Source organism: Bacillus sp. FSL K6-1145 (assembly GCF_038003425.1).
Taxonomy (GTDB): Bacteria; Bacillota; Bacilli; order Bacillales; family Bacillaceae; genus Bacillus; species Bacillus pumilus.
The window spans coordinates 1,610,513-1,629,125 of sequence record NZ_JBBOPC010000001.1 but is presented as its reverse complement, the minus strand read 5'-3'; the positions used below and the strand labels follow the sequence as shown (position 1 = coordinate 1,629,125).

Genomic DNA, 18,613 nt, shown 5'->3' with positions numbered 1-18,613 from the left:
TCCTATGACTTTTTACATTTTATTTTACCATAGAAAAGCAAGGCTTGAAGCATCTTTTTTGAATCTTTCATGATTTTCTAGTGAATCTATTATTCGCTTGGTCCAATTAAAATTGGCTGAATTTGTCTATGCTGAAGTGCCTCTTCTACTGTTTGAGAAAGCAAATCCATGTTCGCGACCATGGAGGTCGGTTTTTTAAATGGATCATCCTGGCCAAATGGAATAAAGAAAATATTTTTTGTCGACATCAGCCTCATCAGATTTGTACCATTTAAGCCTAGCGCATCATTTGTTGAAATTCCTAAAACGACAGGACGATGATTTCGAATGGTTGCTTTTGCCGCCATTAAAACAGGGCTGTCTGTCATGGCATTTGCGAATTTCGCCATCGAGTTCCCTGTTAATGGAGCAATGACCATACAATCAAGTGGCAGCTTAGGTCCGAGCGGCTCTGCTTTCACGATTGAGTCAATCGCCTTAAAGCCAGTCAGCTTCTCGATCCGCTCAATCCAGTCCGCCCCATCTCCGAATCTTGTATTCGTGTTCTGGACCGTATATGACACCACTGGACGCACTTCTGCTCCTTCTTTTACAAGTGCTTCGATCTGCGGATAAACAGCTTCGTACGTACAGTGGGAACCAGTTAAGCCAAAGCCGATTCTTTTCCCTTTTAATGTTGTCATGATTCCATCCCCCTTTTTTCCTCTGCAAGTTCACATAAGAGCCCAGAAAGCACTTTTGCAATGATTTGCCCTGCTGTCTTTGGTGCGACAATCCCCGGGAGTCCTGGTGCAAGAAGCGCCTTCACCCCGTGTTTTTGTGCAAAGTCAAAGTCTGTTCCTCCTGGGCGGGAGGCGATATCCAAAATGAGTGTCTTTGGTGTCATGCTGACGATGACAGATGAATCTAATACAAGGCTTGGAATGGTATTGATGATGATATCTACATCTGTTACTTCTTCTTTTAACCGGTCCATTGAAAATGGATCGAGTCCCATTTCAAATGCCCGCGCTAAATGCGCTGTATCTGCTGCCCCTACTTTTACATCGGCACCGAGTGCCCGAAATGTGCGGGCAATGGTGAGTCCTGTTCTTCCGAGCCCAAGAACAGCGACACGTGATCCATGAATCGTATAATCCGTTTGCTGAATGGCCATCATGATAATCCCTTCAACTGTTGGAATAGAGTTATATATGGCAATATCATCTCGCTCAAACAGCTTCACAAGTTTTCGGTTCACCTGCTTTGCCAGATTGTCTAAGTACGTATTAGAAATACCTGAGTACAGGGTACAATGGGCAGGGGTTCTTTCTAAATATGTTGCTTCTAGTAACACCTGTTCATTTGAGAAAACTGTCGCGACAACACCTTCATCCGTTGCCCCTGATACTGGCAGGATCATACTGTCTACCTGTTCGAATGGAAGTTCTGACATTTTTAGCTTTTCAGCCCCAATAAATCCGTGATCCAGCTGATCAAATCCAACCAAAAACACTTTGGCATGCTGCTGTGACAGCTTGCGAATAATTTCAAGCTGCCTTGCATCTCCCCCGATCACCGCAACCGTTAAACCGCTCAACATACTGACCGTTCACCTTCTTTATTTAAAAAAGTCTGTAATATTTTCTGAATCTCCCTTTTAGCATATGAGGAGAGGATTCAGCCTGTGAACAAATCGAAGAGAGAAAAGAAAAAGAGCACCCATTTATGATGGATGCTCTTTTTCCCCGGGCGGCTGAAGTGCTTCAGGCACATCGAGAATGATCATATCTGATCCTATTTTTTGAATGTGATTCCACGGGACGCGGATATCATTTCCTTGCTTTCGAAAGCCAAACCACTTCACGGAAGGTATGATGAGTGCTGTGATTTGACCGTCCTGTTCATTGATTTCAAGGTCGGTTTGTCCAAGCACGCCAAGCCGCTCCGCTCTTTTGATATCAACGATCTCTTTTCCTGACAGCTCGCTTAGCCTCAAAATCGCATCACTTCCCTTCCGTATCATATATGCAGCCACAAGAAGAAATAGACCGTCCCGCTTTTGCAAGTTATGCATGGTGCCAATTTGAATACCAAGCTGGTTTCAGTTGATGAAAGTGATCATGGTCTGCCAGCATTCTCTCCACTCGGTTCACCATACCTTTTACATGTTCAGTGTCATAAGAAAGCGTCCAAACAATAGAAGAAAAGCAGCTCATTGCTGTATAGATAGAAAAAAGAAGCCAAAAATCGTCTGTGGCCTGCGTATTTACATAGTGATCCAGTTGCCCTGCTGAAAACGGAATACTATTTTCTCGGCTAAATAAGGACAATTTATAAAAATCATGAACCGGATCACCCCAGTCAGATTGATCAAAATCAATGACGCCGGCATACTTACCTTCTTGTATGATGATATTCCCCAAATGAAAATCATCATGCTGGAATTGATTAGGTCTCGCCTTTACCGCATCAGCATGTGATTTGATAAAATCTAATACGAATTGCTCTTTCGTAATGGTCACTCCACTTGATTGATAGGCATGTACATACCGTTCATGTTTCGCCATGACTCTCTCATCCCATGGCGCGACATGAGCAGGTGCGGGACATGTATGCATGAAATTCAGCTCTCTGCCTGCCCGTCTTCCGATTTCATACTGCTCTTCATTTGTAAGCAGACGGATGGATGCTCTAGCGTTCTCTCCTTCAATAAAAGAGAAAATACGATAGGTACAGTTAAGTTCAGTATTCATTCCAACCTCCATGACTTCAGAACATAGAAGCCCTCGATTTTTAAACTTTTGCTGAACTGACGCTTTTCTTTTAAAATTAGCATACGTTTTGAGATTTGATAGCTTGAGCACCAGCTTTTCACTTGAAGATGTTGTGACGAGGTAAGTACGGTTTCCAGATAATCCAGATGTCATCGGTTGAAAGGAGATGGCTTGTGTCAGAAGCGGAGAGAGGAGTTTCAGTTTTTCTCGTTCCATGTAAGTAGTGCCCCTTTCTACTTGATATACAATAAACGGCAGACCTCATAAGAAGCCTGCCGTGTTGTTTACATTATGATGGCTGATCACCCGTAGGACTAATAAGCGAGAGCGCATAATCCTCAGTAAAGATTCGTTTTGATAAGTTATTCACACCGTCTAATGTGACTTTATTGATTTCTTCAATAATTTCATCAAGTGTACGATGTTTGCCAAGGAGCAGTTCATTTTTACCGTTTCGGCTCATCTTACTGTTTGTGCTTTCAAGACTGAGCATTAGGTTCCCTTTCATTTGTTCCTTAGAGTTTTCAAGCTCTTTTTGCGTGATTCCCTCACGCTTTAAGACGTCTAGCGTTTGTAAGATGGTTTCAGAGAGCAGGTTTAACTGCTTCGCTCCAGTCCCGCCATAAATCGTCAGCATGCCGTTATCTGCAAATGAACTGTGATAGCTGAAAACAGAATAGGCGAGTCCTTTGTCTTCTCTTACATCCTGGAACAAGCGGCTGCTCATGCTTCCGCCAAGAACATTATTTAAGACGATTAAGTCATAGATGCCTTTGTCTCCAGCTGGGAGGCCATTAAAGCCCATGCATAGATGCGCTTGCTCTGTTTCCTTTTTGCGTGTGAGCTTGTCATAGTAAAATTGCGGCGCTTCTACAGGCTGTTTTTTTCCTTTCGTTTCATACGAACCGAACAACTTTTCAACTTCACTAATGAATGTGTCATCCACATTCCCTGCAACAGAGATAACGACGCGGTCCGGCGTGTAGAATTCATCCATATAAGCTCTAAGAGAGTCACCGTTAAAGGTAGAAAGTGTTTCTTCTGTTCCTAAAATCGGGAACCCTAAAGAATGATCACCATAAATCGCTTTGCTCAACAGATCGTGAACGATATCATCAGGTGTATCCTCATACATTTTGATTTCTTCATATACTACATTTTTTTCTTTTTTCAGCTCTTCTTCATCAAAAGCAGAGTGGAAGAACATGTCGCTTAATACATCGAGGGCGTAGCCGGCATGTGAATCAAGCACCTTTGCATAGTAGCAAGTGTATTCTTTTGACGTAAAGGCATTTACTTGACCACCGATGCGGTCAAAGGATTCTGCGATATCACGTGCAGATCTCGTCTTTGTCCCTTTAAAGAACATATGCTCTAGAAAGTGTGATATCCCATTAATTTCTGGTGTCTCATGTCTAGAACCCGTTCCAATCCAGACGCCAATTGCGACAGATCTTACAGTGGGATTGTTTTCAAGTACAATTCTTACTCCGTTTTGGCATGTATACGTTTTGACCAAGTTTTGCTCCTCCTATTCAACAAACAGATCGGATCACGGATGTCTTTTTTCACTTAGGAGGTCAGAAACCGTTCCTAATTCATATCCTCTTTCCTTGATTTGAGTGATAAGTGCGTCAAGACTTTTCGCCGTCGAATCTGTTGGATGCATTAATATCATCGCCCCATTGTGAATTTTTCCAAGCACCCGTTTTTGTAGTACGTTTGGTGACGGTTTTTGCCAGTCAATGGTGTCTACCGTCCACATAATGGTTTCCATTCCTTCTTCTGCGGCAAGCTTCACTGTTTCTTCTTTAAAGCTACCGCTTGGAGGGGCGAACCACTTCGGTTTTTTTCCAAGGGATTCTTCAATTTGACGATTTGTTTTGGTAATCTGCTCTAATGCTCGTTCTCTTGTCAGTGTGCGCATATCTGGGTGATTGTATGAATGGTTTCCAATTTCATGACCATCTGCCACGATCTTTTTAGCAAGATCCGTGCTTTTTTTCACCCATTTGCCCTCTAAGAAAAAGGTCGCCTTGACCTGATGCTTTTCCAGTGTCTTTAACATCTTGATTAAATGCTCGTCACCCCAAGCCACGTTGATGAGGAAAGCATTCATTTTTTTATCTGGATGTCCCTTGTAAATGGGTTCAGCACCAAGTTCATGTAAATGAATAGAAGGTTTTGTTTCATTGAAAACAAGCAGCTTTTCATCAAATGACCCTTGTTTTTTCATTTTTTCATAAGAGGCATCGATATTGACCGTCTGTCCATTTAGACCAGGCATCTTTTTCCACACTTTATCAATCTTAGCATTTTGCGCCTTCACTTCATAGTCAGAAGACTTCGATTCAATCTCTTGATATAAAATATCTTTTGAAACAGATGCAACCTCAGCATGCTCTTTCATTGATTCAATATATGTAACAGCAGCCGGCTGCTTCATCGTTTGATATGACACGAGCAGTAAAAATACAAACACAATGAATGGTAACGTTTTTTTCAATGGTTGTCCCTCCCCTTTACCACAAATTATGATGGGGAGAAACAAGCTAGAACTATTGTTAGCGCAAGAAAAGAAAGAAGCCTGGTACGGATACCTGGCTTCTAACATATTTCATTAAGACTGTTTTTCTTCTTTTTCCTTTTCTTCACGTAAAACAGCTTTGCGAGAAAGGTTCACACGGCCTTGTTTATCGATTTCAGTGACTTTGACAAGTAATTCATCGCCAATCTTCACGACATCTTCTACTTTGCCTACACGATCAAGCGCAAGCTCAGAAATATGAACAAGTCCATCTTTGCCGCTGAAGATTTCAAGGAAAGCACCGAATTTTTCAATGCGTTTTACTTTACCTAAGTAAAGTTGTCCTACTTCAACTTCTCTCACAAGATCTTCAATGATTTTCTTCGCTTTTTGGTTCATGTCTTCTTCTGTAGAAGAGATAAAGATTGTACCATCTTGTTCAATATCGATTTTCACACCAGTATCTTCGATGATTTTATTGATTTGTTTACCGCTTGGTCCAATGACATCGCGAATTTTATCAGGATTGATTTTCATCGTTAAGATTTTTGGTGCATAACGAGACAATTCTCCTCTAGAAGCAGGAATCGTTGACAGCATGCTATCTAAGATTTCCATTCTTCCTTTTTTCGCTTGTTGGAGCGCTTCTTCCAAGATGTCTTTTGATAGACCATCGATTTTGATATCCATTTGAAGTGCTGTTACACCTTTTGATGTACCTGCAACTTTAAAGTCCATATCACCAAGTGCATCTTCCATTCCTTGAATGTCTGTCAGCACTGTGTAGTATTCACCGGATTTCACAAGTCCCATTGCAATCCCTGCAACTGGTGCTTTAATTGGAACACCCGCATCCATCATCGCAAGTGTGCTTGCACAAATACTTGCTTGTGAAGTAGATCCGTTTGATTCTAGTACCTCAGACACAAGGCGAACCGTATAAGGGAAATCTTTTTCAGATGGGATCACTGGTTCTAATGCCCGTTCACCTAGCGCTCCATGTCCGATTTCACGGCGGCCTGGGCCACGCATTGGACCTGTCTCACCAACACTGAATTGAGGGAAGTTGTAATGGTGCATGAAGCGTTTTGATTCTTCAACGCCTAGACCGTCAAGAATTTGCACATCGCCAAGTGCACCTAATGTACAAATACTGAGCGCCTGTGTTTGTCCTCTTGTAAATAGACCTGAACCGTGCGTTCTTGGTAGAAGTCCTACTTCTGAAGAAAGTGGACGGATTTGATCTACACCACGTCCATCTGGACGTACTTTCTCTTCAGTGATCAGACGACGAACTTCATTTTTGACAAGCTTGTTTAATACGTCTTTCGCTTGTTTAATTGTCGCTTCGTCGCGATCTTCTTCTGCAAATTTCTCAACCACAGCTTTTTTCACTGCACTGATTGCATCTTCACGTGCATGCTTCTCATGTACTTGAATCGCTTTCAGCAGGTCTGTTTCAGCAAGTGCTTTTACTTCGTCTGCTAACGTTTGATCTACTTCATATAGAGGAATATCGATTTTTGCTTTACCAACTGCTTTGACAATTTCCTCTTGGAATTCGATTAAACGTTTGATCTCTTGGTGACCATACATGATAGCTTCAAGCATTGTTTCTTCTGGTACTTCATCAGCACCAGCTTCGACCATGTTGATCGCATCTTTTGTTCCAGCGACTACAAGGTTGATGTCACTTTGTTCAAGCTGTTCTACATTTGGATTGATGATAAACTTTCCATCAACTCGTCCTACTGTAACGCCGGCGATTGGTCCCTCAAATGGAATGTCAGACACACATAATGCTAAAGATGAGCCAAACATTGCAGCCATTTCAGATGAACAATCTTGATCCACGCTCATGACGATACTAATAACTTGTACTTCGTTTCTAAATCCATCAGCAAATAATGGACGGATTGGTCTATCAATTAAGCGGCTCGCAAGGATCGCTTTTTCACTTGGACGGCCTTCTCTTTTAATGAAGCCACCAGGAATTTTACCTACTGCGTATAATCTTTCTTCGTAGTTCACAGTGAGCGGGAAGAAATCAAGTGGTTTTGGTTCTTTAGAAGCTGTTGCTGAGCTAAGCACAGCTGTATCTCCGTAGCGTACGAGGACCGCTCCGTTTGCTTGCTTTGCAAGCTGGCCAGTTTCAACTGTCAGTTGACGTCCAGCCCAGTCTATGGTGAAGACATGTTTCTCTTGTCCCATTCTGAGAAAAACTCCTCTCTTATCTTGAAATTTTAGTTAATTCTTATTATGAACAAAATGATTTTCACATATCAATGTGAAAGGTGTATGTAGAAGGGTTTTTGCCATTCTTTCAACATTTTAACCATAAAATATTAGTGATTATACGATAAAAAAGCGGGAATCCTCCCGCTTTTTACGATTATCGACGTAAGCCTAGTTTGTTAATTAACTCACGGTAACGAGTTACGTCTTTATTACGTAGATACGTAAGAAGATTACGACGTCTACCTACCATTTTCAAAAGACCGCGACGTGAGTGGTGATCTTTCTTATGAGTACGTAAATGCTCGTTCAAGTTGTTAATTGATTCTGTTAGGACAGCGATCTGAACTTCTGGAGATCCAGTATCAGATTCGTGTGTTTTGAACTCACTAATTAATTGAGTTTTACGCTCTTGAGTAATAGCCATCCTGTTTCACCTCCAAATCATGTTAGCCCCATCTACCTCGCAACCGTCGGTGAAGTCGGCCTGCCAAGTAAGTGGTTTTAAAGCTACAGGAATAATCATACTAAAAATATGCTGAATTTGCAAATGGTAGAGCAGTTTTTCTATGAATTTTTTGTTTGCTTTCGCTGATGTTGAAAAAACTGAATCGCTTCTTCTTTATCTTGACTGATTTGAGCCGTTAACTCCTGGATTCCGTTAAATTTTTGCTCACTGCGAATGCGCTTGAACCACTGTAATTTAATCGGTTCACCATATATTTCTTCGTTAAAACCAAAGAGGTTTACTTCAATGGCAGGTTGATCAGGACGTTTTTCATAAAAGGTTGGTTTATAGCCAACATTACAAACACCGTCATACACTTTACCTTTCACTTCTGCTTTTACTGCATAAACCCCTGTTGGCGGAATGATATACTCAGCAGATAAACCGACATTCGCAGTCGGAAAGCCGATCGTCCGTCCTCGTTTATCACCATGAATGACAATACCGCGCAGCTGATACGGTTTTCCTAAAAGCTCACTCACATATTCAACATCCCCATTTTTCAATGCAGAGCGTATGAGAGTTGAGCTGACTTTTCGGTCTTGATTGGACAACTTAGGAACGATGGTGGCCGTGATACGCCCTTTTCCGTACTCATCGAAGGTTTCCATTGTACCTGCACCAAAACGGCCAAACGTAAAATCAAAACCAGCTACTGCGTGCTTCACATTCAGCTCATCTAAATATTGATCGACAAACTCTTGAGGAGATAGCGCTGCAAAGCTTTCGCTGAACTGCACAATGTATAAATAGTCAGCGCCCAGTTGTTCGATGAAATCAATTTTATCCTCAAGCGGTGTAATTAAGTCCTTGGGTTCACGTGCTTTTTGCAAAACATGTGATGGGTGCGGATGAAAGGTCATGACCGCTAAAGCCAATCCTTCTTTTCTCGCAATGCTTTTTGCTGCGTCAATCACTTTTTGATGTCCGAGGTGAACACCGTCAAAATACCCTAAAGCCATAACAGACGGGTCTTGATCCTTTTGATTCAATGTATGTGGGTGTGTTGTATGTGGGTGTGAAATATGTATAGTCTTCACGAGATGGTCACCTTTTCTTTAAGATTGCTTGTCCTGAGATAAGATCTTCGCCGGCTTCATCAGATTCTGTTTGGTCGGGTGCTTCATATATATCGCCATACACCGACCTGAAGGAGCAAAGACAGCGACACGATCTTCCTCTGCGAAATGAGCGAATTCATCAGGCATGGGCAGGACTGCACCGTTTTCCACTTTACTTGCTAATGTATCATTTATCTCCCATTTCGGCAAATGATTGAGCGCACGCTCGATCGAGACAAGGTGCTCATCTACTGTGCCTTCTTCGCTTATATCTCGCAGCTCATCAAGGGTGATGCACTCATCTAGTGTAAAATCACCTGATCCTATGCGAATGAGATGTGACATATGAGCTGGAAATCCTAGTTTCTTTCCAATATCAACTGCTAAGGTTCTGACATACGTTCCTTTTGAACATAAAACGGTGAATCTAAATGATACTTTTCCATTTTCAAATAAAGCAGGTGTTGTCCGCTCGATACGGTGAATCGTAATCTCGCGGCTCGGCCGCTCAATTTCAATGCCTTCTCTTGCATATTCGTAGAGTTTTTTTCCGCCAATTTTCACAGCCGAAAACATAGGAGGAATTTGTTCAATGGTTCCTTGAAACTGTTTCAGCACAGCATCAATGTCTTCTTCTGAGATGGGGTTTTGCACCTTTTTTTCTTCTACGATCTCACCTGTTTGGTCTTCTGTTGTTGTAGAAAATCCAATCGTGATTTCTGCATCATACGTTTTCGATTTATCTGTTAAGTATTCGACAATCTTCGTTGCTCTTCCGATACAAATGGGCAGAACACCTGATACCTCGGGGTCGAGGGTACCTGTATGTCCGACTTTTTTTGTATGTAAGAGCTTTCTCACTTTGAACACACAGTCGTGAGAGGTCATCCCTCTTTCTTTATGTAATAAAAGAACACCATTTACCATCTGCGCTCTCTCCTTTCGTAAACGATGAAAAAGGACAGACGATCATCGCCTATCCTTATTTCAACGTCTTATTCGTGATCTTTTGTGTTTAGTTCAGCAATTAGGCTTTCAATTCGGTTTCCGTAATCCACGGATTCATCGAATTCAAAGTGCAGTTCTGGTGTTTTGCGAAGTCTAATTCGATTGCCAATTTCAGAGCGGATATACCCTTTAGCCTTAGCAAGGCCTTTTAAGGTTTCCTCTCTTTTCTTCTCGTCACCGAGAACAGAAATGTAGACTTTGGCAATTTGCAAATCACCGGTTACTTCGACATCGGTTACAGTCAAAAAGCCGATTCTTGGATCTTTTAGCTTTCTGCCTAGGATATCGCCTAATTCTTTTTTCATCTGCTCACCCACGCGGGTTGCTCTCATACTCATGATCATATCACCTCTAATTAAAACCACTCAGTTTTCGTGATCGTTCGTTCAATTTCAGGAAAAGAATCAATAAAGCTTAAAACACGCTGCAATTCCTTTTCCACTTGAACCCGAGATGAGGAAATCACGGCGATTCCAATTGATGTACGCTGCCATGTGTCCTGGTAATCCATTTCAGCCATGGTTACATTGAATTTATGGCGCGTTCTTGTCAATATACGCTGAAGAACCGCACGTTTTTCCTTCAGTGAGGAGGCATCATAAATGATGCACTCACATTCGGTATAACCGATCATTTTCTTTCGATTTCTTGCATAACAAATGATTCCAGAACATCGCCTTCACGGATATCATTGTATTTCTTAATGGTAATACCACATTCATAACCTTGTGAAACTTCTTTCACGTCATCTTTGAATCGTTTTAATACGTCGACTTCGCCTTCAAAAATAACGACGCCGTCACGAATTAAGCGGATACCACTATCTCTTGTGATGGTTCCTTCAGTGACATAACCACCAGCAATTGTACCGATTTTAGATACTTTGAACGTTTGACGAACTTCAACTTGACCGATGACTTTTTCTTCATATTCAGGGTCAAGCATTCCTTTCATCGCCGCTTCAATTTCATCGATGACTTTATAAATAATGCGGTGTAAGCGGATATCTACGTTTTCTGTTTCAGCTGTGCTCTTCGCGTTTCCATCAGGACGTACGTTAAATCCGATCACGATCGCATTAGAAGCACTTGCTAAAATAATATCAGATTCTGTAATCGCTCCAACACCCGTATGGATGATTTTCACTTTTACGCCTTCTACTTCAATTTTTTGAAGAGCGGCCGTCAGTGCTTCAGCAGAACCTTGTACGTCTGCTTTCACGATCAAGTTGATATCTTTCACTTCACCTTGTTTGATTTGCTCAAATAGGTCATCTAGAGATAATTTCGCTTTGTCTGAACGCTGTTCATCAAGCTGTTTCGAAGCACGCGCCTCACCTACTTGACGAGCTGTTTTTTCATCTTTGAATACGAGGAACTGATCCCCTGCATTTGGTACATCGTTTAAACCAGTGATTTCAACAGGTGTCGATGGTCCTGCTGTTTTCACGCGGCGTCCGATGTCATTGACCATTGCACGAACGCGCCCAAATGTATTTCCAACAACGATTGGGTCACCTACTTGAAGCGTACCAGTTTGAACAAGAAGGGTTGCAACTGACCCTCTTCCTTTATCAAGCTCAGCCTCGATAACAGTCCCTTTTGCCGCACGATTTGGGTTGGCTTTCAGTTCTCCAACTTCGCTGACAAGAAGGATCATTTCGATCAATTCGTCAATGCCTTCACCTGTTTTTGCAGATAGAGGAACGAAGATCGTTTCGCCGCCCCAAGCTTCTGGTACTAGACCATGCTCCGTTAATTCCTGCATCACACGGTCAGGGTTCGCTGTTGGTTTGTCAATTTTGTTGACAGCAACAATGATTGGCACTTCTGCTGCTTTCGCATGGTTAATAGCTTCTACCGTTTGCGGCATCACACCATCATCTGCTGCCACGACTAGAATGGTTGTATCCGTTACCTCGGCACCACGTGCACGCATCATTGTAAAGGCTGCGTGTCCAGGTGTATCAAGGAACGTGATTTTCTTGCCGTTTTCTTCAATTTGGTATGCACCGATATGCTGCGTGATTCCACCAGCTTCGCCTTCAACGACTTTCGTCTTACGAATGCTGTCAAGAAGCGTTGTTTTCCCGTGGTCAACGTGTCCCATGATCGTCACAACTGGAGGGCGTACTTGCATATCTTCTTCTTTATCTTCCACTTCATACTTTTCAAGTTCAGTTTCTTCTAAAATAATGACTTCCTCTACTGGAACGCCATATTCAGAAGCGATTAGTTCAACTGTATCTTTATCCAGCTCTTGGTTAATGGTTGCCATTACACCAAGCATCATCAGCTTTTTGATAATTTCAGCTGTTTCTTTTCCAAGCTCTTCAGCCAGCTGGCCGACTGTCATTGAATTTGTAAATTCAATTTTTTCAGGAAGCTCTTTCTTAGGCTTCACAGGTCTAGCTTGTTGATGCTGCGATTTGTTATTCCCACCGCGTTTATTTTTGTTTTTGTTTTGGTTGTTGTTTTTTTTGTTTTTATTAAATTGATTATTCTGCACGTCATTCTTCTTTCTATCATTGTTTTTGTTAGATGATTGTTTTTTTTGTTCTGCGGGTTTCTCGTTAGTTGTCTCTTTTGCTTTGGCTTTTTTATAGATAGCGTCTAGCTTTTTCACAGTGTCGTCTTCAAGCGTCGCCATGTGGTTGTTCACTTCCACATTCATATCCTTAAGCGCTGCTATAATATCTTTACTTGAAACATCTATGGCTTTTGCGTATTCATATACTCTCACTTTAGCCATTCGTTCACCCCCAAATAAATTAATCGAGCAAGCTTATAAGCTTCTTAGCGAAGCCTTGGTCAGTGACAGCGACAACTACGCGAGCTTCTTTCCCAATAGAACGTCCGAGAACGGAACGGTCTTCAATTTTTCTAACCGGAACATTATAAAATTTGCATTTGTCAGATACCTTTTTCTCTGTGTTCGGTGAGGCATCTGCTGCAAGAAGAACCAGCTTAGCACGCGCATGTCTAACTTCTTTGATCACAAGATCTTCTCCTGACACGACTTTACGAGCTCGATTTGCTAGACCAAGCAAAGGATACCACTTAGAATCAGTCATTTGGTTTTTTCACCTTTTCAGCTAGTTCTAGTAATTCTTCGAATATGCGTTCGTCAATCTGTGTCTGAAATTGCTGCTGTAAACTGCGTTTGTTCTTTGCCGCAAGAATGGTTTCTTTATCGAGAGAAAGGTAAGCTCCGCGTCCGTTCTTTTTTCCGGTTGCGTCAACAGACACTTCACCTTCTTTAGAACGAACAACACGGATCAGTTCTTTCTTTGGTTTCATTTCTCCCGTCACGACACATTTTCTAAGCGGGATTTTTTTTCGGCTATTCACCTTTTACATCACCTCTTATTCGTCAGATTCCTCAGCTACTGGTTCAGCCTCTAAGAAAAGAGATTCAGAGTCTTCAGTTCTTGGGAAAATACCGAGTTCCCTTGCATCTGTTTCGCTTTTAATGTCAATTTTCCAGCTAGTCAGCTTTGCTGCAAGACGAGCATTTTGACCTCTTTTACCAATGGCTAACGACAGCTGATAATCAGGGACAATGACTGTTGTCGCCTTATCTTCTTCATTCACAATAACATCAAGTACTTTTGATGGACTTAATGCATTGGCAACAAATTCAACCGGGTCATTAGACCAATGGACAATGTCAATTTTTTCGCCTTTTAGCTCGTTGACAATTGCTTGTACACGCTGGCCTTTTGGTCCAACACAAGAACCAACTGGGTCAACATCAGGATCATCCGTACGAACAGAAATTTTAGAACGGTCCCCAGCTTCTCTAGCAACCGATTTAAGCTCTACAGTACCATCATAAATTTCTGGCACTTCAATTTCAAATAAACGCTTTAAAAGACCTGGATGTGTTCTAGACACATAAATTTGTGGTCCTTTTGTTGTTTTTTCGACTTTTGTAATAAACACCTTAATGCGGTCATGTGGTTTGTAGTCCTCATTTGGCATTTGTTCGTTGACCGGAAGAAGGGCTTCGATTTTGCCAAGTGACACGTAAATGAATTTACTGTCAATTCGCTGAACGATTCCCGTCATAATGTCTTCCTCGCGATCGATAAACTCAGTGTAGATCACACCTCGCTCTGCTTCTCTCACTCGCTGCGTCACCACTTGTTTCGCAGTTTGAGCTGCAATGCGTCCGAAATCTTTTGGCGTGACTTCAATTTCAACGACGTCACCTACCATGTAATTCGGGTTCATATTGGCTGCATCATCTACAGAGATTTCAAGGCGAGAATCATACACTTCATCTACAACATCTTTTCTTGCAAATACGCGAATTGTTCCCGTTTCGCGGTTTAAATCAACACGAACATTTTGCGCTTGATTAAAGTTACGCTTATATGCAGAAATGAGTGCAGCTTCTATCGCTTCAATAATAATTTCTTTACTAATACCCTTCTCTTTCTCGAGAACAGTCAGGGCATCTAACAACTCACTACTCATTTTTATGGTTCCCCCTTATATCAATGAAAAGGTTAATTGAACGAAACTGCTAATCTTGCGTTAGCTATTTTTTCGTATGGAATATTGATCTCTTTCTTTCTTGTCTTGATCTTCACTGTCACTGTTGCAATCTCACCATCAAAGCTTGTAAGCTCACCTTCAAATGCTTTTTCACCATCAATTGGTTCATATGTTTTCATGAAAACATTTTTTCCAAGTGCTTTTTCAAAATCAGCTTTTTTCTTTAATGGGCGCTCCGCTCCAGGAGAGGACACTTCAAGAAAGTAGTTTTGGCTAATCGGATCTGCCTCATCAAGCTTTTCGCTCAAGGCTTCGCTCACTTTGGCACATTCTTCGATATCGACGCCTTTATCAGAGTCAATAAACACGCGAAGGAACCAGTTTTGACCCTCTTTGACAAATTCAACATCAACGAGTTCAAGCTGTAAGCCATCTAAAATTGGCTGTACCATTTCGCTTACGACATCCACTACTTTTTTGCTCATTCTCTTCCTCCTTGTGCTTTCGATAAACGCTCTTATCAATCATTCTGCATAAAAACCCTGCTTTATGTGAGCAGGGGGAGCAGAAAACGGATGAATAATGTCGAGACAAAAATTGCCTGTTCAATACAAAAGAGCGGGTTTCCCCACTCTTGTCTCGGTAATCGTTAGCATTTCCATAAAAACTATACCATATCCAATTTTTTTATGCAAATGAAGTTCTTCCTTATAACAGGTACTCGTAAATCGTTTACTTTAAACCAATCATACCTCTCTCTTCCTTTATTATATATGCCAATATGAACAGAACGGGCTGGTGATAATCGCAGCTGTATACTATGGGCGAAGAACAGAACTCCCTATGAAAAATGATCTCCATCTGCACTAAATCATTTCTATGTCGAAAAAGCAATTTGTATTAAACAGAATGGTTGATATTTAATATAGAAGAAAAGAGTGTAAATGTTAAAGAAATAAGCAGGCTTCCATTTTAATCGCTTTGCCTTTGCTCCCTCATTTCAAAGAAAACCCTTCCAACTTGTTTCTAGCGAATAAAATTGAGAAAAAATTCACATCGAACTCCATGGAGAGTAGGCGGAATACTGCACTGATAACCTTAACATTACACATAAAGAAAGGACCATGTTTAGATGGAGTTATTTAGCCAGAATTTTTAATAAGCCACGCATGTAAAAGTACAGGTACTTTCTGCGTTGAACTGCTATATTGATCTGGAGCCTGTCTTAACGTTTGTTGTAAATTTCCATTTCCTATTAACGATAAAAATTCCATACTAAATGGGCTAAATCCTCCAATTATAGAAGTACCAATCTTATACATCATATCTTCTCTCGGTTTGGTAATATAGGTGAGTAACTGTTCAAACTCAGATAATGTCAACGAGGCATGATATTGATCATATATATACAGTTCTTCTTCTTTGCTCTGAACTGAACTCAATCCACTTTCTATACTATCTCGATTTAAATCAACAATATAAATCATAGATTCATTTGATAAATAAGGAAGTAACTGTTCTAATAATTCGATCGGATTTTCAAATAGCCCAAAACACAGATGTATTAAAATCACATCATAAATTTTAGCATGTGATGAAAAATTTTTTATATCTGTACAAATAAAATTGGCTTTTATATTTAATTTATTTGCACAATGTATGGCTTCTTCAGATGAATCAATCCCAGTCAAATCAGCTAGAGGTAATTGCTTAGATATATACTCAAGCATCTGACCTTGTCCACACCCTATATCTAAAATAGAAACAGGTGTTTTTTTGAATGTTAGTTGATAATAAGAAATGAAAGTTTCAGCTGATAGAAATCGAGTAAATGGTGTTTCTCTATTATCATAATTTGAACTTATTTTTCTTTTATCTGGATCCAAAAACCATGACTGAGCCAGAGCTCTTTTTACTTCAAGCTCTTTGATTTTTTCTTGTAACATCACAGGGTTTACCACCTTTATAAAAGCCTCACCAGTCAGTTTCAGATAATACGGGAGGTTTCGTTTTGAATTCCTTTACTTTGAGAGGGTGAAAAAAATGAATGAACAAATTATGAGAAATATGAAATGCTATCGCTGCTAAAATCCCAAATGCAAAATATGAAATAACTGTAATTAATGTAAAAAGAGACATATAAGCAGTTGACTTAGCACCGCCTAATGGTATATGCAGCAATATAAATCCTATCGAACTTACACAGATTGATATTGCAATAGATTCCCATAAATTCATTAATAAAGCCGGAAGAATAAAGCGCCAAATTACTTCTTCTGATAGAGCAGTCAATGGAAGAAAAACGATTGAATCAACATTGACAGCATATCTACCTTTAAATACAATCACTTTGTTTTTTATTTTCCATAGCACTGATGGTAAAAGTACTCCTAACAAAAAGAAAAATAAAATGCCAAATACATTTTTACTATTCGAGACTTCAACAAAGAGTTCTTGAGAAAGCGCCCCACAGCATATAGAAGCTCCGATAATGGTGAGTCCATCATAGCTCCTCTGAGGTGTGATATATGTTGTTAGCCTTCGATTGGCTGTTGATTTATCTCTCATGATTTTGACAACCATTTTAGAACTTAAGGGACCCAAAAAGTGAATGAGGATCCCTAAAGCTGCTATCATTGAAATCATTTATTTAAGTACCCGCAATCAATGTATATATTGGGGCATCATCTACTCCATTAAATCCACCGATCAATTCCATCAACTCATCATCGATAAACCCTCCGATAAATTTTATTTAAGGAGGTTTAAAGATGACTAAAATTACAATTCCAACTGCTTTGTCTGCTAAGGTACATGGGGAAGGTCAACATTTATTTGAACCAATGGCTGCGCGCTGCACTTGCACAACAATCATCTCAAGTTCTTCAACTTTCTAATCAACTTTAGGTTTTTTCGTAATATATATGATTGAAAAAACCTCCCACACACTTAGCGAAGCAGATTAGTTAGGTGTGTGGTCATCTTTTATTTGGAAAAATAGAAATTTTCCACACTTATTCTCCTTAACGAAAACCTTGCATTTAACTCGCTTTTGTAAAGCTCCCTCTTATAATTAAACTAATTCTTGTACTTCAATTTAAATTCTCAACACAACTATTTCTCTTACATATATTTGAATTTCAACCCAAAGACACGGTGATCATGATACTAATGGGGTAATCTAGAGATAGAGGATAAAACAAAAAAGGCTATTGAGATTTTTCTCAACAGCCTACTACGTTAACTATCGATTACTTTCACACCGCTTAAATCAGCCCCTTCTCCTTCTAAGATATGATAGGTCATTTTATCCATTGTCACTCCAATAAAATTTAATTTTTTAAACGTACATGATTTGAAATTAACATTTATTAATTTAGAATTCTCAAAAGAGATGTTTTTAAAATAACAATTTTCAAATGAAACATTTATTAAAGTTGATTCATCAATACGAACATTGGGTAAATGACAGCCATATAAAGATGAATTCGTTATCTCACAATGTTCAAAATGAGATTGAGTCAAATCACTCTTTTCAAAAGTTGATGTGGAAATTTTAGAATTGCTAACATTCATTTTTCTCAGATAACACCCATTAAATTCTGAATGGTTCATCACTTTTTGTACGATCGATAGCCCTTTAAAATCGCACAACTTATACTTAACATTTATAAAAGTCAACCAATCTAAATCAGCATTAACAAATATTTTTTTCACATGCTCTACTCGATTATGATCATCAATATCTAATGTATTGACATCAATGCTTATTTCACCTGATTTCAGCTTTTCAATAAGCATATCCTGAACTTCTTCATCTTTTGTTCCAGCATTTTTCAGTTTTAATTTAACTTTTCCAAGCATCTCTAATAATTCTTTTTTCTTTTCTTCATATGTTTTGTTTTTTTTATATGGCCGAAAACAACTTTCAACATATAATTCTAACTTTTCACTTAACATTGCCCCACTCCTTTTATATAAAAAGACGGCTTACAAGTATTGATTTTTCGGTCAAC

At 40.0% G+C, this 18,613-nt stretch carries 21 protein-coding genes; 1 reads left to right on the top strand and 20 read right to left on the bottom strand.

Annotated features, from left to right (window positions below):
• Positions 1 to 89: 89 nt before the first annotated feature.
• The 19 genes from dpaB to MHH41_RS08040 form a co-directional block, all read right to left on the bottom strand.
• Positions 90 to 683 (bottom strand): dipicolinate synthase subunit B, encoded by a 594-nt coding sequence (dpaB, locus tag MHH41_RS08130; RefSeq protein ID WP_050945000.1) that lies wholly within the window; start codon positions 681 to 683, stop codon positions 90 to 92.
• The gene (dpaA, locus tag MHH41_RS08125; RefSeq protein WP_003212195.1) at positions 680 to 1,582 is read right to left on the bottom strand and encodes a dipicolinic acid synthetase subunit A; all 903 of its coding nucleotides are present in this window, start codon (positions 1,580 to 1,582) and stop codon (positions 680 to 682) included. The genes dpaB and dpaA overlap by 4 nt, the downstream gene beginning before the upstream one ends.
• A gap of 123 nt (positions 1,583 to 1,705) precedes the next feature.
• A complete protein-coding gene (locus MHH41_RS08120; RefSeq protein WP_012010001.1) occupies positions 1,706 to 1,978 on the bottom strand; it encodes a YlmC/YmxH family sporulation protein in 273 nt (90 codons plus the stop codon).
• Positions 1,979 to 2,048: 70 nt separating this feature from the next.
• Positions 2,049 to 2,972 (bottom strand): aminoglycoside phosphotransferase family protein, encoded by a 924-nt coding sequence (locus tag MHH41_RS08115; RefSeq protein WP_340866081.1) that lies wholly within the window; start codon positions 2,970 to 2,972, stop codon positions 2,049 to 2,051.
• 73 nt (positions 2,973 to 3,045) lie between these two features.
• Positions 3,046 to 4,275, bottom strand: a complete 1,230-nt coding sequence (locus tag MHH41_RS08110; RefSeq protein ID WP_212045871.1) for a M16 family metallopeptidase — start codon at positions 4,273 to 4,275, stop codon at positions 3,046 to 3,048.
• Between the two features lie 33 nt (positions 4,276 to 4,308).
• On the bottom strand, positions 4,309 to 5,202 hold the full coding sequence (locus MHH41_RS08105; protein ID WP_223250646.1) for a polysaccharide deacetylase family protein: 894 nt from the start codon (positions 5,200 to 5,202) through the stop codon (positions 4,309 to 4,311).
• Positions 5,203 to 5,376: 174 nt separating this feature from the next.
• The gene (gene pnp, locus MHH41_RS08100; RefSeq protein ID WP_137054621.1) at positions 5,377 to 7,494 is read right to left on the bottom strand and encodes a polyribonucleotide nucleotidyltransferase; all 2,118 of its coding nucleotides are present in this window, start codon (positions 7,492 to 7,494) and stop codon (positions 5,377 to 5,379) included.
• 181 nt (positions 7,495 to 7,675) lie between these two features.
• Positions 7,676 to 7,945, bottom strand: coding sequence for a 30S ribosomal protein S15 (gene rpsO / locus MHH41_RS08095; RefSeq protein WP_012009997.1), 270 nt, complete (start codon positions 7,943 to 7,945; stop codon positions 7,676 to 7,678).
• A gap of 140 nt (positions 7,946 to 8,085) precedes the next feature.
• Positions 8,086 to 9,066 carry a bifunctional riboflavin kinase/FAD synthetase gene (ribF, locus tag MHH41_RS08090; protein WP_340866079.1) on the bottom strand — a complete coding sequence of 327 codons (981 nt, stop codon included), beginning with the start codon at positions 9,064 to 9,066 and terminating at the stop codon, positions 8,086 to 8,088.
• An 18-nt stretch (positions 9,067 to 9,084) separates the two neighbouring features.
• Entirely contained in the window at positions 9,085 to 10,014 is a 930-nt protein-coding gene (gene truB, locus MHH41_RS08085) for a tRNA pseudouridine(55) synthase TruB (RefSeq protein ID WP_137054623.1), read from the bottom strand.
• Positions 10,015 to 10,082: 68 nt separating this feature from the next.
• On the bottom strand, positions 10,083 to 10,433 hold the full coding sequence (gene rbfA, locus MHH41_RS08080; protein WP_003210803.1) for a 30S ribosome-binding factor RbfA: 351 nt from the start codon (positions 10,431 to 10,433) through the stop codon (positions 10,083 to 10,085).
• Between the two features lie 17 nt (positions 10,434 to 10,450).
• Positions 10,451 to 10,729 carry a DUF503 domain-containing protein gene (locus MHH41_RS08075; RefSeq protein WP_012009994.1) on the bottom strand — a complete coding sequence of 93 codons (279 nt, stop codon included), beginning with the start codon at positions 10,727 to 10,729 and terminating at the stop codon, positions 10,451 to 10,453.
• Positions 10,726 to 12,846 (bottom strand): translation initiation factor IF-2, encoded by a 2,121-nt coding sequence (infB, locus tag MHH41_RS08070; protein ID WP_003212253.1) that lies wholly within the window; start codon positions 12,844 to 12,846, stop codon positions 10,726 to 10,728. Before infB ends, MHH41_RS08075 begins: the two co-directional genes overlap by 4 nt.
• A 19-nt stretch (positions 12,847 to 12,865) precedes the next feature.
• Positions 12,866 to 13,168: a YlxQ family RNA-binding protein gene (locus MHH41_RS08065; protein ID WP_034619894.1), complete on the bottom strand. Its 303-nt coding sequence runs from the start codon at positions 13,166 to 13,168 to the stop codon at positions 12,866 to 12,868.
• On the bottom strand, positions 13,161 to 13,445 hold the full coding sequence (gene rnpM / locus MHH41_RS08060) for an RNase P modulator RnpM (RefSeq protein ID WP_340866077.1): 285 nt from the start codon (positions 13,443 to 13,445) through the stop codon (positions 13,161 to 13,163). The genes MHH41_RS08065 and rnpM overlap by 8 nt, the downstream gene beginning before the upstream one ends.
• A 15-nt stretch (positions 13,446 to 13,460) precedes the next feature.
• The gene (gene nusA, locus MHH41_RS08055; protein ID WP_003211013.1) at positions 13,461 to 14,576 is read right to left on the bottom strand and encodes a transcription termination factor NusA; all 1,116 of its coding nucleotides are present in this window, start codon (positions 14,574 to 14,576) and stop codon (positions 13,461 to 13,463) included.
• Positions 14,577 to 14,608: 32 nt separating this feature from the next.
• Positions 14,609 to 15,082, bottom strand: coding sequence for a ribosome maturation factor RimP (gene rimP, locus MHH41_RS08050; RefSeq protein ID WP_003211398.1), 474 nt, complete (start codon positions 15,080 to 15,082; stop codon positions 14,609 to 14,611).
• A gap of 657 nt (positions 15,083 to 15,739) precedes the next feature.
• Complete coding sequence (locus tag MHH41_RS08045; protein ID WP_340866666.1) at positions 15,740 to 16,543, bottom strand: class I SAM-dependent methyltransferase; 804 nt, start codon at positions 16,541 to 16,543, stop codon at positions 15,740 to 15,742.
• 28 nt (positions 16,544 to 16,571) lie between these two features.
• Complete coding sequence (locus MHH41_RS08040; protein WP_157733344.1) at positions 16,572 to 17,165, bottom strand: CPBP family intramembrane glutamic endopeptidase; 594 nt, start codon at positions 17,163 to 17,165, stop codon at positions 16,572 to 16,574.
• 203 nt (positions 17,166 to 17,368) lie between these two features.
• On the opposite strand from MHH41_RS08040, the gene MHH41_RS08035 reads away from it, so the two are divergent.
• Positions 17,369 to 17,494 carry a plantazolicin family TOMM peptide gene (locus MHH41_RS08035; RefSeq protein ID WP_003212531.1) on the top strand — a complete coding sequence of 42 codons (126 nt, stop codon included), beginning with the start codon at positions 17,369 to 17,371 and terminating at the stop codon, positions 17,492 to 17,494.
• A 343-nt stretch (positions 17,495 to 17,837) separates the two neighbouring features.
• On the opposite strand, the gene MHH41_RS08030 is transcribed toward MHH41_RS08035, so the two are convergent.
• Positions 17,838 to 18,557, bottom strand: a complete 720-nt coding sequence (locus tag MHH41_RS08030) for a pentapeptide repeat-containing protein (RefSeq protein WP_321998957.1) — start codon at positions 18,555 to 18,557, stop codon at positions 17,838 to 17,840.
• Positions 18,558 to 18,613 lie beyond the last annotated feature (56 nt).

What these genes read in the sequence shown, in the direction of transcription:
- dpaB (WP_050945000.1), bottom strand. Translation starts at nt 683, where the DNA reads ATGACAACATTAAAAGGGAAAAGAATCGGCTTTGGCTTAACTGGTTCC.
- dpaA (WP_003212195.1), bottom strand. Translation starts at nt 1,582, where the DNA reads ATGTTGAGCGGTTTAACGGTTGCGGTGATCGGGGGAGATGCAAGGCAG.
- MHH41_RS08115 (WP_340866081.1), bottom strand. Translation starts at nt 2,972, where the DNA reads ATGGAACGAGAAAAACTGAAACTCCTCTCTCCGCTTCTGACACAAGCC.
- MHH41_RS08105 (WP_223250646.1), bottom strand. Translation starts at nt 5,202, where the DNA reads ATGAAGCAGCCGGCTGCTGTTACATATATTGAATCAATGAAAGAGCAT.
- pnp (WP_137054621.1), bottom strand. Translation starts at nt 7,494, where the DNA reads ATGGGACAAGAGAAACATGTCTTCACCATAGACTGGGCTGGACGTCAA.
- rpsO (WP_012009997.1), bottom strand. Translation starts at nt 7,945, where the DNA reads ATGGCTATTACTCAAGAGCGTAAAACTCAATTAATTAGTGAGTTCAAA.
- truB (WP_137054623.1), bottom strand. Translation starts at nt 10,014, where the DNA reads ATGGTAAATGGTGTTCTTTTATTACATAAAGAAAGAGGGATGACCTCT.
- rbfA (WP_003210803.1), bottom strand. Translation starts at nt 10,433, where the DNA reads ATGAGTATGAGAGCAACCCGCGTGGGTGAGCAGATGAAAAAAGAATTA.
- MHH41_RS08075 (WP_012009994.1), bottom strand. Translation starts at nt 10,729, where the DNA reads ATGATCGGTTATACCGAATGTGAGTGCATCATTTATGATGCCTCCTCA.
- infB (WP_003212253.1), bottom strand. Translation starts at nt 12,846, where the DNA reads ATGGCTAAAGTGAGAGTATATGAATACGCAAAAGCCATAGATGTTTCA.
- MHH41_RS08065 (WP_034619894.1), bottom strand. Translation starts at nt 13,168, where the DNA reads ATGACTGATTCTAAGTGGTATCCTTTGCTTGGTCTAGCAAATCGAGCT.
- nusA (WP_003211013.1), bottom strand. Translation starts at nt 14,576, where the DNA reads ATGAGTAGTGAGTTGTTAGATGCCCTGACTGTTCTCGAGAAAGAGAAG.
- rimP (WP_003211398.1), bottom strand. Translation starts at nt 15,082, where the DNA reads ATGAGCAAAAAAGTAGTGGATGTCGTAAGCGAAATGGTACAGCCAATT.
- MHH41_RS08045 (WP_340866666.1), bottom strand. Translation starts at nt 16,543, where the DNA reads ATGTTACAAGAAAAAATCAAAGAGCTTGAAGTAAAAAGAGCTCTGGCT.
- MHH41_RS08040 (WP_157733344.1), bottom strand. Translation starts at nt 17,165, where the DNA reads ATGAGAGATAAATCAACAGCCAATCGAAGGCTAACAACATATATCACA.
- MHH41_RS08035 (WP_003212531.1), top strand. Translation starts at nt 17,369, where the DNA reads ATGACTAAAATTACAATTCCAACTGCTTTGTCTGCTAAGGTACATGGG.
- MHH41_RS08030 (WP_321998957.1), bottom strand. Translation starts at nt 18,557, where the DNA reads ATGTTAAGTGAAAAGTTAGAATTATATGTTGAAAGTTGTTTTCGGCCA.